The 12,977-nt window shown below is 49.8% G+C and carries 12 protein-coding genes; 4 read left to right on the plus strand and 8 right to left on the minus strand.

Features of this window, described 5'->3' with window-relative positions; translation table 11 throughout:
- Window positions 1-115 precede the first annotated feature (115 nt).
- Entirely contained in the window at window positions 116-1,006 is an 891-nt protein-coding gene (locus tag ACGS9J_RS04200) for an oxidoreductase (RefSeq protein ID WP_442229781.1), read from the minus strand.
- Window positions 1,007-1,437: 431 nt separating this feature from the next.
- Here ACGS9J_RS04200 and ACGS9J_RS04205 point away from each other — a divergent pair, with 431 nt between their 5' ends.
- Window positions 1,438-2,415 (plus strand): DUF1852 domain-containing protein, encoded by a 978-nt coding sequence (locus ACGS9J_RS04205; protein ID WP_442229974.1) that lies wholly within the window; start codon window positions 1,438-1,440, stop codon window positions 2,413-2,415.
- Window positions 2,416-2,442: 27 nt separating this feature from the next.
- Complete coding sequence (locus tag ACGS9J_RS04210) at window positions 2,443-3,474, plus strand: methionine synthase (RefSeq protein WP_442229782.1); 1,032 nt, start codon at window positions 2,443-2,445, stop codon at window positions 3,472-3,474.
- A 254-nt stretch (window positions 3,475-3,728) separates the two neighbouring features.
- Here the strand turns inward: ACGS9J_RS04210 and ACGS9J_RS04215 are convergent, their stop codons facing one another.
- Window positions 3,729-4,340 (minus strand): NAD(P)H oxidoreductase, encoded by a 612-nt coding sequence (locus ACGS9J_RS04215; protein WP_442229783.1) that lies wholly within the window; start codon window positions 4,338-4,340, stop codon window positions 3,729-3,731.
- A 101-nt stretch (window positions 4,341-4,441) separates the two neighbouring features.
- Between ACGS9J_RS04215 and ACGS9J_RS04220 the strand changes: the two genes are divergently transcribed.
- Window positions 4,442-5,365 carry a LysR family transcriptional regulator gene (locus ACGS9J_RS04220; RefSeq protein WP_442229784.1) on the plus strand — a complete coding sequence of 308 codons (924 nt, stop codon included), beginning with the start codon at window positions 4,442-4,444 and terminating at the stop codon, window positions 5,363-5,365.
- 59 nt (window positions 5,366-5,424) lie between these two features.
- On the opposite strand, the gene ACGS9J_RS04225 is transcribed toward ACGS9J_RS04220, so the two are convergent.
- On the minus strand, window positions 5,425-6,444 hold the full coding sequence (locus ACGS9J_RS04225) for an NADP-dependent oxidoreductase (protein ID WP_442229785.1): 1,020 nt from the start codon (window positions 6,442-6,444) through the stop codon (window positions 5,425-5,427).
- A gap of 60 nt (window positions 6,445-6,504) precedes the next feature.
- Window positions 6,505-7,287, minus strand: a complete 783-nt coding sequence (locus ACGS9J_RS04230; protein ID WP_442229975.1) for an SDR family NAD(P)-dependent oxidoreductase — start codon at window positions 7,285-7,287, stop codon at window positions 6,505-6,507.
- A 185-nt stretch (window positions 7,288-7,472) separates the two neighbouring features.
- On the opposite strand from ACGS9J_RS04230, the gene ACGS9J_RS04235 reads away from it, so the two are divergent.
- Window positions 7,473-8,033 carry a TetR/AcrR family transcriptional regulator gene (locus ACGS9J_RS04235; RefSeq protein WP_442229786.1) on the plus strand — a complete coding sequence of 187 codons (561 nt, stop codon included), beginning with the start codon at window positions 7,473-7,475 and terminating at the stop codon, window positions 8,031-8,033.
- A gap of 8 nt (window positions 8,034-8,041) precedes the next feature.
- Here the strand turns inward: ACGS9J_RS04235 and ACGS9J_RS04240 are convergent, their stop codons facing one another.
- The 4 genes from ACGS9J_RS04240 to ACGS9J_RS04255 all read right to left on the minus strand — a co-directional run bounded on the left by ACGS9J_RS04240 (window position 8,042) and on the right by ACGS9J_RS04255 (window position 12,917).
- A complete protein-coding gene (locus tag ACGS9J_RS04240; RefSeq protein WP_442229787.1) occupies window positions 8,042-9,421 on the minus strand; it encodes a sodium:solute symporter family transporter in 1,380 nt (459 codons plus the stop codon).
- Between the two features lie 100 nt (window positions 9,422-9,521).
- The gene (gene arcC / locus ACGS9J_RS04245) at window positions 9,522-10,448 is read right to left on the minus strand and encodes a carbamate kinase (protein WP_442229788.1); all 927 of its coding nucleotides are present in this window, start codon (window positions 10,446-10,448) and stop codon (window positions 9,522-9,524) included.
- A 72-nt stretch (window positions 10,449-10,520) separates the two neighbouring features.
- Window positions 10,521-11,372, minus strand: a complete 852-nt coding sequence (locus ACGS9J_RS04250; RefSeq protein WP_442229789.1) for a dimethylarginine dimethylaminohydrolase family protein — start codon at window positions 11,370-11,372, stop codon at window positions 10,521-10,523.
- 69 nt (window positions 11,373-11,441) lie between these two features.
- Window positions 11,442-12,917 (minus strand): APC family permease, encoded by a 1,476-nt coding sequence (locus ACGS9J_RS04255; protein WP_442229790.1) that lies wholly within the window; start codon window positions 12,915-12,917, stop codon window positions 11,442-11,444.
- Between the last annotated feature and the right edge of the window lie 60 nt (window positions 12,918-12,977).

Raw genomic sequence — 12,977 nt, forward strand, 5'->3', positions numbered from 1 at the left:
CGAAAAGCGGATATGCCGGCACTATTAGTCATGCTAATGAACTGGATATATCAGTCCAACCTGCGGCGATTTAGAGAGCCGTTGTCCGGCAACGCGCCTTCTGCCGTTAACAGCATCACCCCGGCCCCTCACTCCCTGCCGCCAGTAACGGCACCAGTACGTCGCTGATGGGCGTAGGGATCCCCTGCAAGTCACCGTAACGCTGTATCACGCCATTGCGAATATCCCACTCCAGCGGGCGGTTGGCCTGGCGATCGGCGAGGATCGAGGTCCCTAAATCAGCAGGGGCACGTTGAAAACCGTCGATGATCTCCTGCGGAACGCTATCGCTCAGTAATGCCCCCTTGGCACGCGCTACGGTCAGACACTCGCGCAGATAGGCCAGAGCCAGTTCAGTGATATCCCCTCGCGAGAACATCCCGGCGCGGCGATTTGCAAGTACCATCAGACCGGCAACCGCGTTCTGCAGCAGTTTGCGCCACGCAACAGAGATAAAGTCGGATGATAGCTCAACCGCGCAGCCTGTGCCGCTGAGCACGTCTGCGATCCGTTTTGCCTGCGGCACATCGGGCAGCGTAAGGCGCGGTTTGGCGCGCAGCCAGACTGACGCATCCGCTTCACGCTGTGCCGGGAACCACACGACCGAAGGCAGCACCTTTGCCCCCTTGACGTAAGGTTCCAACTGGCTTTCCTGCTCGACGCCATTTTGCAGCGCACAGACCAGGGTATTTTTATCGCACAACGCCGCCAGCCAGTCGGCGCAGTCAGCAACCTGAGTGGTTTTCACCGCGACAAACACCAGGTCGAACGGGTGGTTGATTGCCGCCGGATTGCTCAATACCGGACCTGGCACCACAACTTCACCATCATCGCGACGTAAAATTAACTGTGGATGTGCGGTACGTCCGCAAAGGAGTGGCGTTCGGTCAACTTCATGCAGTACGGCGGCGATGGTGGTACCGATAGCACCCGGTCCAATAAGTGCCACTGTGGGATGATCAGACATCTTGCGTTCTCCTGATTTGATTAGCTCACCATCAGTGCGCCGGCGGCAATTATCGTGCGCGCCAACATTTTTCTCAGCGTTAACGTTTCGCCCAGAAACAGAGGATCCAGTACAACGGCGAACGGGTTTCGCGCAACGCGATATCAAGTGCCAACATCAGCACACCCTATAATGCACTCATCCACAGGGTATAAGAAAGTGCGTTGCCGGACACCTGCAACAATACCGTCCCCCCCCCTGGCCCAGATCATGAATATGGCTCATGTGGTAATGAAATTAAGTCGCTTTCACTCATCCCATGGCTCTGGCATAAAATATGCAATATTAACTTACTGACAACATGAAGACTGATGAGTGAACACATCAGTAACTTCTTCGAAATCAAGAAGCCAATTCAGTTTTCATATCAGACCTTAGGATGCAAGATCGCGATGACCAGAGACTTTACATTTACGATTAAGCGCAGTCTTTTCGATGAGGATTATAACCCCTCTGAAAATACGCGTATTACGACCAACTTTGCGAACTTGGCCAGAGGAAAGAACCGTCAGGAGAACTTGCGCAACACTTTAGTGATGATTGACAATCGTTTCAACTCGTTAGCGCATTGGGACAATCCCAAAGGCGATCGTTATTCTGTCGAACTTGAAATCATTTCCGTTGAGATGGGGATTGACGGCAATGGCGATACCTTCCCGGTGATTGAAATATTGAAAACCAATGTTATTGATAAAAAAACCAACAAACGCATTGACGGTATTGTAGGGAATAACTTTTCCTCTTACGTGCGAGATTATGACTTCAGTGTCGTGCTGTTAGAGCACAATAATAACCAACCAAAATTTAGCATTCCGGATAATTTTGGCGACTTGCATGGCAACATATTTAAGCTTTTCGTTAACTCAAGTGAGTACCAAGAGAACTTTAACAAAACACCTGTAATATGCTTAAGTGTCTCAAGCAAAGACACCTATTATCGGACTGGAAACCAGCACCCTATATTAGGCATAGAATATCAGCAGAGTGATTCTTCTTTGACAGAGCAATATTTCAAAAAAATGGGATTGCAGGTGCGCTATTTCATGCCTCAAAATAGTGTTGCGCCTTTGGCCTTTTATTTTTCCGGTGATTTACTCAGTGATTACACTGATATTGAGCTTATCAGTACCATCAGCACGATGGAGACTTTCCAAAAGATTTACCGCCCTGAGATTTACAATGCAAACTCTGCAGCCGGACAATACTATCAGCCGGCCCTGAATCACCAGGATCATTCATTAACAAAAATTGTTTATGACCGTGAAGAGCGTAGCCAGTTGGCTATTGAGCAGGGGAAATTTACTGAAGAACACTTTATCAAACCCTATAAGACTATTTTTGAGCAATGGTCTGCTCACTGCGCGCTTTGATTAACCAACAATAAAAGGTCATCCATTATGAAAATATTATTACCTACTTCGACTGCCGGCAGCTTACCCAAGCCTTCCTGGCTGGCACAACCTGAGACCCTTTGGTCCCCCTGGAAATTGCAGGATGAGGAACTGATTGAGGGGAAACAAGATGCCTTGCGCTTGTCCCTGGAAGATCAACTCCGAGCCGGCATTGATATTGTCAGTGATGGCGAGCAAACGCGCCAACACTTTGTCACTACCTTTATTGAGCACCTGAGCGGCGTTGATTTTGAAAAACGGCAGACGGTTAGAATTCGTAATCGTTATGATGCCAGCGTACCGACAGTCGTGGGGCCAGTGGCGCGTCAAAAACCCGTTTTTGTTGAAGATGCCAGATTTTTGCGTCAGCTAACCAAGCAACCTATTAAATGGGCCCTGCCAGGGCCGATGACAATGATAGATACGCTTTATGATAACCACTATAAAAGCCGCGAAAAACTGGCCTGGGAATTCGCAAAAATTCTCAATCAAGAAGCAAAAGAATTAGAGGCCGCTGGCGTCGATATTATCCAGTTTGATGAACCCGCCTTTAATGTTTTTTTTGATGAGGTGAATGATTGGGGGATCGCCGCTTTAGAAAGAGCCATTGAAGGACTTAAATGTGAAACGGCGGTACATATCTGTTATGGATATGGCATCAAAGCCAATACCGATTGGAAAAAGACTCTGGGGTCAGAGTGGCGGCAATATGAAGAGGCTTTCCCCAAACTGCAAACCTCTAATATCGATATCATTTCACTGGAATGCCATAACTCGCATGTTCCAATGGACTTGCTTGAACTGATCCGCGGTAAAAAAGTGATGGTAGGAGCCATTGACGTGGCAACCAATACCATAGAAACCCCCGAGGAAGTGGCCGATACATTACGCAAGGCACTTCAGTTTGTGGATGCCGACAAGCTCTATCCTTCGACCAACTGTGGCATGGCCCCCTTGGCTCGTCGGGTAGCCAGCGGCAAACTCAATGCGTTAAGTGCAGGCGCGGAAATCATCCGTAGAGAACTCGCCGCTAAATAAGCTCGCCAAATTAGAAAAGCAGACTTCCCCGGAAGTCTGCTTGAGTTTGATGACAAAGTTGTTTTTGAACCCGAGATACCCGGGCCTAGCGCACCGAGGGGCCATTATGGGACACGTCCATGTGTCCCACCCTACGGGCCGACTCGAAGTCGTTCCCATTTGCTCCCGGCAAATGGGTCGGCGGACAAGCCGCTACGACCCCTTCGGCACGCTCTCCCTAATAACGAGCTTTGTCAGCAGTCTGCCGTTACTGCTTATGCTTCACTGGTTTCTCTCAGAAAACTGACAACCTCACGCGCCTCGGCGAACAGTTTATGGTAATGGGCTTCACCGTCGGTAATCCCTTCCTCCACTCCAATGGTATTATAGAGAAAATCGATTCTCGCATTCTCCACGCCCAGATACGCCATGCAGCCATTAATGTAATCGGTCATGTTCTTTTCCCAGCCATATTTGATAAATCCTGACTGAGAGCCGCCCACCAAAGCCAGCCAGCGAATTTTTTTATCCTTCAGTCTATTTTCGTCGCCGTAGGCCAGACCGTAGTTCCAGACGCGTTCCAGGTACCCTTTTAGTATTGCCGGGAAGGCGTACCACCACACAGGGAACACCAATACCAATGTGTCCTTATCCTCCAGCTCATTGAAAAGGCGATGCACTTGCGGCGAATAGGTTTTCTGCAGATTATCCCAGTCCGGCTCATCCTCCACCCTGAGTATCGGGTCAAAATCGCTGCGGTAGAGATCAAGGCTGGAAACGTTGTAGCCATGCTCTACCGCTTGGCTCTGCATCTCATTTACGACCTGAGCCGTTAAAGAATCGGGGCGTGGATGAGCCCAGATAAAATAAATGTTATTTAATTTCATGCAATTGCCTTAATGTTTCGAGAAAGAACCCTTACTTTACGGTGGCATGATAGTTCTGTAAAACGTACTATTTGAGATGGGTTACTGAAGGAAATTCACTAATGCAGCCGAACTTTTCAGACTTTGCTTCGTTTATTGCCGTCGCACGCTACAAAAGCTTCCGGGAGGCGGGTGATGAACTGGGGCTCTCCCCTTCCGCCATGAGTCATTCCATCAAGCAACTGGAGCAGAGATTAAAAGTCCGGTTATTCAATCGCACGACTCGCAGCGTGGCGCTTACCGAGGCGGGGCTAACCCTTTTTGAGCGATTACGCCCGGTATTTGATGAGGTCAATACCATCCTTGACGAGATGAATTGCTTTCGCGATGCACCGATGGGCACCCTCAAAATCAATACTTCACGCTTGGCCTCGCGGCTCTTTTTGCTGCCGATCATAGCCGGGTTTAGCCGCAAATATCCGGACATCAAAGTGGAGATCACCACCGATGACAGGTTGGTGGATATTGTCCAACAGGAGTTCGATGCCGGGATCCGCCTGAATAACACGGTAGAAAAAGACATGATTACCGTCCCTATCGGGCCAAAAATCAAACTGGTGGTGGTCGCCACGCCTGATTATCTTGAACATCACCCCGCGCCGATGCATCCGTGCGAGCTGGTTAATCACCAATGTGTCGTTTTTCGTTTTCAGAGCGGCCGCCCGTATCTCTGGGAATTTGAAAACCCCTCGGGGAAATTTGAAGTGGCCCCAGTCGGTAATATCCTGCTGGACGATATGGATTCAGCGCTCGAGGCGGTGCTGTGTGGCGCTGGGCTGGGCTATCTCTATGACGAACAGGTAAAAGAACACCTGAAAAGCGGCAAGCTGATCAAGGTTCTGGACGAATGGCTCCCCGAACGCCCCAGCCTGCAACTCTATTACCCTAATCGCCAATATATGTCTGGCCCATTACGCGCCTTTATTGACTACCTGAAAGAGACGCAGAGATCAGCTGAAAATAGTCATCAGGTGAATCAACTCTGATCGCGGCAGTGAGTTTGCCAACCCATGAACTCCCCCCGCCGGCAACATAGAAAAAGGAATTAATCCTGCATCTTGATAACCACTTTTCCCTTCGCATGCCCCTGGGCAAGGTAAGCAAGAGCCTCCTTTGTTTGAGCAAAGGTGAATACCTTGTCGATCACGGGTTTGATTTGTTCGGTTTCTACCAGTTTACCTATTTGGCTGAGTTGATCACCATCTGGCCGAACGAAAAGAAAGGTATAAGTTAAGCCCCGTTTTTTTGAAAGACGCATAATATTGCGGCTCATAAGCCTGAAGATAAAAGTCAGAAAGAAGTTTAACCCTCGAGCTCGCGCAAACCTGACATCTAACGGCCCGGTGAGAGAAACAATATTACCTCCAGGCTTTAGGATCTGGGTGGATTTCTCAATTGCATCGCCCCTGGTGGTGCCAAGTACCACATCATAGCCAACCAATACCTTTTCGAACTCTTCTTTTTTGTAGTCAACGACTTCGTCTGCCCCTAGGCTCCTCACCCAGTCGATATTGCCCGTACTGGTTGTTGTCCCCACGGTTGCGCCCAGTTGCTTCGCCAGTTGGATGGCAAAGGAGCCTATCCCCCCAGAACCTGCCGGGATGAAAACCTTCTGACCAAGCCGCAGCCTGACTCGCTCTGTCAGTGCTTGCCAGGACGTGAGGCTTACCATAGGGAGCGAAGCCGCCTGCACAAAATCCAGGTTTGCTGGTTTTATAGCTGCAGCGCTCTCAGGCACCACCGCAAATTCGGCAAGAGACCCCGTTCCCGTATCGAAGATGCTGGCGAAGATTTCATCACCAGGGGAAAAACGAGTCACGCGACTTCCCACGGCAATAACAACCCCAGATAGATCGCTACCCAAAGTTGCAGGAAGCTTAAAATGCAGAACCGGCTTAAATATTCCGGTTGGGATCATATTGTCGATTGGATTTAGGCCCGCAGCGTAAACTTTAACCAAGACTTCATTAGCCTTGAGCGAAGGATAATCTACGTCATCAAACCCTAATTCAGGAGATTTACCGTAACGCTTAAACGTGAAGGCTTTCATCGTCTTATTATTCATTTGTTTTTCCCCTGCCGTGCAGGCAGCTGAACGATCGTTCTGAGCAGGACCATTTATTGTCTAAAGGGTTTTATATCGCTCTGCGGCTTCATCTTGTTTGATGTCCGATAGCAGAGTCTGACGCGCAGCATCGAGGTTGTCCCAGCGTGCGGCGTTCTGCAAAGGTGGGATGGTAACGAGTTCACGCCGATCAAATCCAACCAGGGCCGCATCAACCAATTCGCCCACTTCCATCATTTGGGGCAAAGTGTTGGGGTCGATACCTGCACGTTGCCAAATATCCGTGTAAGTCCCGGCAGGGAGCACCGCCTGAACATAAATCCCCTTCTGCGACAGCTCAATATTCATGCCCTGAGACAGGAACAGAACAAAGGCTTTGGTTGCGCCATAAACCGACATTGCAAATTCAGGGGCGAGTCCGACGACGGAACTGATGTTGACGATAGCGCCCTCGCCAGCCAGCACAAACCGTGGCGTCACAGCATTGGCCAGTCGGGTTAAAGCCGTCACATTAAGCGCGATAAGCTGCTCAATTGAATCAGACGTCTGCTCTGCAAAGCTGCCCGACTGCGCGATACCCGCGTTATTGATAAGAATGCCTATCCGCGTGTCATCACGTAAACGAGCTTCAACAGCCGCTAAATCATCCGCTTGTGTGAGATCCGCAGGCAGCACGTCGACGGCAATACCGCTTTCTTGTCTCAAGCGTTCGGCCAGGCTATCAAGTTTTGTCTTGTCGCGGGCAACCAGAACCAGGTCATGGCCCCGACGTGCGAACCGTTCAGCGTATACGGCACCAATGCCTGTAGAAGCGCCTGTAATCAGAACTGTTGATTTGGTCATGAAATACCCTTCTTTATCAATGAGTAAATGAAATTCGCAAACTGCGATGTCTGTAGAACCCTGAGAGTGGTGGCTAACGGGACAAATGTAATGATGATGATCGTAATCTAAAAAGTCAATCCGTTTGATTACGATCATCATCAATGTATACTTGCGACATGAGTTTTAGGAGAAGAGGCAGAGTAATGAGGGTTTCTAAAGAGCAGGTTCGTGCAAACCGAATACGTATTGTTGAAACAGCTTCAGAGTTGTTTCGTGAGCGGGGTTATGACGGCGTGGGTGTAGCAGAACTGATGTCAGCGGCAGGTTTAACTCATGGCGGGTTCTATAAGCACTTCGGTTCCAAGGCTGATTTGATGTCGGAGGCGATGTGCTGTGGTTTTACGCAATCCGCAGAAAATACGGCGGGTATGAGCCGGGAACAATTTGTTGAAAACTATCTCTCCCGCCAGCATCGCGATGATATGGGCAAGGGTTGTGTGATGTCGGCACTAGGCGCCGATACGGCCCGCCAATCTGAATCGATTAAGGCGACGTTTGCGGCTGGCATTGAACGTCAGTTGGCCCTTTTAGCCAATGAAAATGGCGAAGGTGGCATAACGCGTGCCGATCTGATCGATACCATCGCACATGTTGTTGGTGCTCTGGTGCTGTCCCGTGCCTGCCCTGATGACTCCGCGCTGGCAGATGAGATTTTGGACGTTTGTCGCTCCCGGATCCTCACTAAGGAAGCCCATAAGGATTGAGTTTCCGACTAGTTCTGCGGAGTTGGTGTCCGAAAATCAGGCCATAACAGGCTTATTGTCACAAAGGTCACCAGATTCGCCAACAGCCCGTAATAGGTCACGCTGTTGGCCTGCAATCCGTATCTGGCCATAAAATAGATGATGATAATAGCGCTGGACACCATCGCTGATATCGCCCCGGTGGTTGAAGACCTTTGCCAACAAATAGCTCCAATCAGAGGAACCAACAACACGCCAACCAGAATGTTATAAGCGACAGTCAGCGCAGTAATAACATCGCCAATCAAACTGGCGAGGATCAGTATGCTGATACCAAAGGCCAGGGTTGCACAGCGATCTGTTTTAATTGAACATTTTTCTTTCTTGAAAATAGCGGCATAAATATCATAAACAAACAGGGTTGAGGTGGCCATCATACAGGCGCTGGCTGTAGACATGAGTGCGGCCAGTGAAGCAGCAATGACAATTCCCCGAAGCCCTACGGGAAGCACCGTCTGTACGGCGCTCATGAATACGGCATCCGGGTTGCCAATATCGGGCAAAAATACCCGACAACTCATGCCAATAATTGCCCCCATCACGCCCCAGACAATACAATAAACCCCGGCGACAAAGCCTCCCCAGCGGGCGACGCCGGCACTGCGGGCGGTAAACATGCGCTGCCAGATGTCCTGCCCGATAAACATTCCCAGGCAGTAGATTAAAAAATAAGTAATGATATTTGGTAAGCCAATATGGGTCAGAGAGAAGAAACCCTCGGGTAAAATATCCCGCATATTTTGCCAACCACCGGCATGAATAACACTGGCAGGCATTAAAATAAAAAGTAACCCCACCGTCATCATAATAAACTGAAAAATATCAGTCATGGTTAATGACCACATCCCCCCCAGAAAAACATAGACCACGACCACCCCGCCGCCGATCCAGATGGCATACAGAAAGGGGATGCCCAACAAAACCTCGATAATGCTGCCTATGGCGATAATGGAGGTGACCGCAACCATTAAGTCATAAACCATCATAATGGCCGCCCCCAGCAAGCGAACGCGGGGACGATAACGGATTGCCAGAACCTGGGTGACGGTGTGCAGATTCAGTTTCAACAACGGGGTAACCAGAAACAAGCTCAGACCTATCAGACCCATCCCCAGGCTGGTTGCCAGCCATAACCCAGAGATACCATATTGATAGCCGAGTCCCATGCTGCCCATGGTTGCCGCACCGCCAAGCACCGTCGTGGCCATAGTGCCGGTGAACATCAACGGTGCGAGACGCCTGCCCGCTACGGCATAATCATCTCGCGTTTTTGCCCGTTTCCAGCCCAGCCACCCCACGCCTAACACCAATAACAAGTAAAGCCCAATGAGGGAGAGATCAATAACCACAATTGTCTCCTTTGCCATGTCGCTTTGGCGGATTGTCTGGAATAGCCGCGGTGCCAATATCTGCTGCACCAATGAGTCATCAACGCGCTTTAACCCGTCGTCAGTGAAACACCACGCCCTCAATATCTTTATTGATCAAGGTTCCCGCCCGTCCCTCGACCATATCAACAATGTCCTCCAGCGATCCGATCACTGCCGATCTGCCACTATTGATAGAAAACTCACACGTAGCCTGGATCTTGGGCCACATCGAGCCTGCCGGGAAATCCATTTCAAGCAGTGCGTGTGGATTGGCGGCTTTAATTGCTTTACTGTCCGCAGTGCCAAAATCAGTGAAAACTCTGCTGACGTCGGTCGCGATAATCAGTAAGTCCACATCCAGCTGCTGAGCCATTAGGCTACAGCAGCGGTCCTTGTCGATAACGGCCTCCAGCCCACGGCTTTGTGAACTGAGGGTGGTGACCGGGATACCGCCACCGCCGCCGGCAATAACAATCACATCATTGTTTACCAGCGTGCGTAATGTCTCAATTTCGACGATCGCCAATGGCTGTGGGCTGGGAACAACGCGGCGGTAATATTTACCATCCGGTTTTATTATCCAGCCTTTTTCTCGCATTAATTTGTTGGCCTGTTCTTCGTTATAAACCGGGCCAATAAATTTATTGGGTTGTTTGACAGCGGGATCGTTGATATCGACCTCTACCTGAGTCAGCAAACAGGCAACCTGCCTGCCGGGTATATGATTACGTAGCTCCTGCTCCAGCATGTAACCAATCATCCCCTGGCTTTCCGCACCCAAAACGTCAAAAGGATAGGGCTCAACCTTATCGGCGTAGGACTCAGACTGCAGTGCTAATAATCCTACCTGCGGCCCATTTCCGTGGCTGATAATGATCTGGTGTTTGCCATGCAGACGGGAAATGGCTGCGCAGGCTATAGAGATATTTCGCCGCTGGTTTTCTGCGGTCATGGCTTCACCACGTTTTAATAGCGCATTGCCGCCTAATGCTATAAGTATTCTCATAATTATCCTCTCCTGTTCCCTGGCAGATAAGAAAGGGGAAGCTATACCCTCCCCTTTAGATGGCTGACTATTTCATTCCCGTTCTAATGGGAAAGTCATGCAGTGAGGCCCACCGCCGCCTTTGAGAATTTCTTCCAATTCAATTTCAATGGTTTTAATTCCCAAGGCAGCAAGTTGCAGGTTGGTCTCTTTATTATTTTTAAAGGTCAGCACCCGGTCATCACCCAATGCCTGCAAATTGCAATGATGGCGGAATACCCCCTGTTGCGGAACATCAATCAGAGTGAATTTTCTTCTGGTGAGCAGATTTAAAAATTCATCAGGCAGCGCAGCTTTACAGACGACCGCGACTTTCTCGGCAACGATATTAAAGCACATGTCCAGGTGAAGATTTTCACGCTTACAGAAGATAGGGACCATGGTGTAACCCAGTTCCCACATCTGGCGTTCAATGTTCTGGTAGCCGTCATAGTCTGTCCTTGCCACAACGCCCTGAGCAATAGTGTGCTCATCTATCATCCAGAAATCACCGCCCTCAAATGCCCCACTGGTACAGCGTGCAATGCAGGGGATACCGAGCTGTTTCATCTTGGCTTCATAAGCGGCTGTTTCCCCATGGCGACAAGGTTCGCGGAACCTCCCCATGATGAAACCTTCCGCTACACAGGCACCGAAATCGCGCGCATAAACCTGATAAGGAAGGTCAGGATCAGGATCCATCAATACCACTTCAACGCCGTTTTCACGATAAGCCTGAACCAACGCGTCATGCTCGCGTCGAAATGCGTTAATATCGGCTGACTCGCCTTTTTCCAGCCAGTCTTCAGTAATGACATTAATAGGCTGGAATGAAAAATGTTTTGGTGGACATAATAAAACCTTCTTCAGTCTATTAGTGGCATTTTTTACATAGCTTCTTTCCATTTTTAACCTCTTAATTATCTTTATTTCATAAGATGCAGTCAGGATACTTTCATCTGTATGAGTACAGAATTAATCCGAATGACTATTTGGAGTAGTCAGTTTTGTTTTCACTATTTCGGTGGGAATGTTTTTCAGTATCAATTTGGCCTGCTCTTCTCCGGAAACAGATTTATCCCGCAACAAATAAAGAATCAGGCCAATCACCAGCAGCACGGCCAATAGCAGATGCTCATAGGGCCATTTAAGCGCCGCCGGGCTGCCAGGAACCAACATGGCTGCAGCCATAAGCAGAGTCACAATGGTCCCAACAGCCAGGGTGAATTTTCCTCCCGGAGTTGGAAGCGGGCGTGGAAGCTCAGGGCGTAATTTCCTCAGTCGCATCACGGAAAACAGCGTTGATCCCCACAAGACGATGTAGGAAAAAGCGGCCACGGTGACCAAGGGGAGAAACACGGCTTTACCCAGCAGACAGGCAAAAGCAGCTATTAATGAAACGAAAAGGATGGCTACCGTTGGCGTATGGTAAACCGGGTGCAAGCGGGAAAAAGCCGCCGGGATTAATCCAACCTGGCTCATATACATCAGTAAACGAGTTGCGCCATAAAAGCAGGCGTTATAAACCCCCACGACTCCGCAGCAAGCTGCTGCAGTGAGTAACACTCCCCAAACTGGCGTACCTGTCACTATTTCTGCTGCGTGAGCAAAGGGGATATCCATGGTCATCAGGCTTTTCCAGGGCACGATTGCCGAAGGAACCAGTAGGGTAATCAGGTACATAAAGGTGGCGATGACCAGCGAGATAATCAAAGCAAGAGCGGTTTTTTTACGGCTCAGGCTGGCAGAGGCTTCTTCCGCTCCCTTGGCTATGGTTTCCCAGCCGGCAATAGAAAATGGCAGGAGCGCCAGCAGAGCCACCACGCCAGCAAAGGTCGGTTTGCTCTGTAACGGGCTGAGGTTTTCAAGATCGATATAGAATGAACAGGCAATCAGCGAGACGATAACCAGGGTTAACACCGTCACGGTAATAAACGTCTGTAACGTTGATGAAAGTTTTACGCCCCGGTGCTGCATCATGCCGATGCCCGCAATAAGTAGCAGCCCGATAACCAATAATGGAGCACTGACCGCAAACCCGCCGACCTCATAGAGAATTGCTGCACTCTTCATAGAAGGCAGCAGGTAGCCCAGCATGGTGGTGATCGCCAGCGCTTCCCAGGCGCATAAAATGATATTCACCAGCACGCCGAACCATCCGGCGATCATCGCGGCAAAACTGCCGAAGGCAAGATATGAATACGCAGCCTCCCCACCCGCCAAAGGCACAGCGGATATGGCTTCCAGATAGGCCAGCGCAAGCGGAAGCTCAATGAGCAGGCAGAGTAAAATGGCCAGTGCCGCATTGGAGGGGCCACCGGCCGTGCTTAGCCAGGTGCCGGTGAGCACCAGCCAGGAAGCACCAAAAACGCAGCCAATACCCATCCCCAAAAATCCATTGAAGGTAATGGCTTTTTTTAGATGTGTTTTACTCTCCACAGATTGGCTCATAACAAACTCCTTAGTGAAGTACGGATGGCGACTAAAAGCAGAAGTGATGTCTGGCGGCAT

This window comes from Serratia quinivorans (genome assembly GCF_052113645.1).
GTDB classification, from domain to species: Bacteria; Pseudomonadota; Gammaproteobacteria; order Enterobacterales; family Enterobacteriaceae; genus Serratia; species Serratia quinivorans_B.

Bases quoted from the DNA above. Each gene is read 5' to 3' on its own strand.
- ACGS9J_RS04200 (WP_442229781.1), bottom strand. From the start codon at position 1,006: ATGTCTGATCATCCCACAGTGGCACTTATTGGACCGGGTGCTATCGGT.
- ACGS9J_RS04205 (WP_442229974.1), top strand. From the start codon at position 1,438: ATGACCAGAGACTTTACATTTACGATTAAGCGCAGTCTTTTCGATGAG.
- ACGS9J_RS04210 (WP_442229782.1), top strand. From the start codon at position 2,443: ATGAAAATATTATTACCTACTTCGACTGCCGGCAGCTTACCCAAGCCT.
- ACGS9J_RS04215 (WP_442229783.1), bottom strand. From the start codon at position 4,340: ATGAAATTAAATAACATTTATTTTATCTGGGCTCATCCACGCCCCGAT.
- ACGS9J_RS04220 (WP_442229784.1), top strand. From the start codon at position 4,442: ATGCAGCCGAACTTTTCAGACTTTGCTTCGTTTATTGCCGTCGCACGC.
- ACGS9J_RS04225 (WP_442229785.1), bottom strand. From the start codon at position 6,444: ATGAATAATAAGACGATGAAAGCCTTCACGTTTAAGCGTTACGGTAAA.
- ACGS9J_RS04230 (WP_442229975.1), bottom strand. From the start codon at position 7,287: ATGACCAAATCAACAGTTCTGATTACAGGCGCTTCTACAGGCATTGGT.
- ACGS9J_RS04235 (WP_442229786.1), top strand. From the start codon at position 7,473: ATGAGGGTTTCTAAAGAGCAGGTTCGTGCAAACCGAATACGTATTGTT.
- arcC (WP_442229788.1), bottom strand. From the start codon at position 10,448: ATGAGAATACTTATAGCATTAGGCGGCAATGCGCTATTAAAACGTGGT.
- ACGS9J_RS04250 (WP_442229789.1), bottom strand. From the start codon at position 11,372: ATGGAAAGAAGCTATGTAAAAAATGCCACTAATAGACTGAAGAAGGTT.
- ACGS9J_RS04255 (WP_442229790.1), bottom strand. From the start codon at position 12,917: ATGAGCCAATCTGTGGAGAGTAAAACACATCTAAAAAAAGCCATTACC.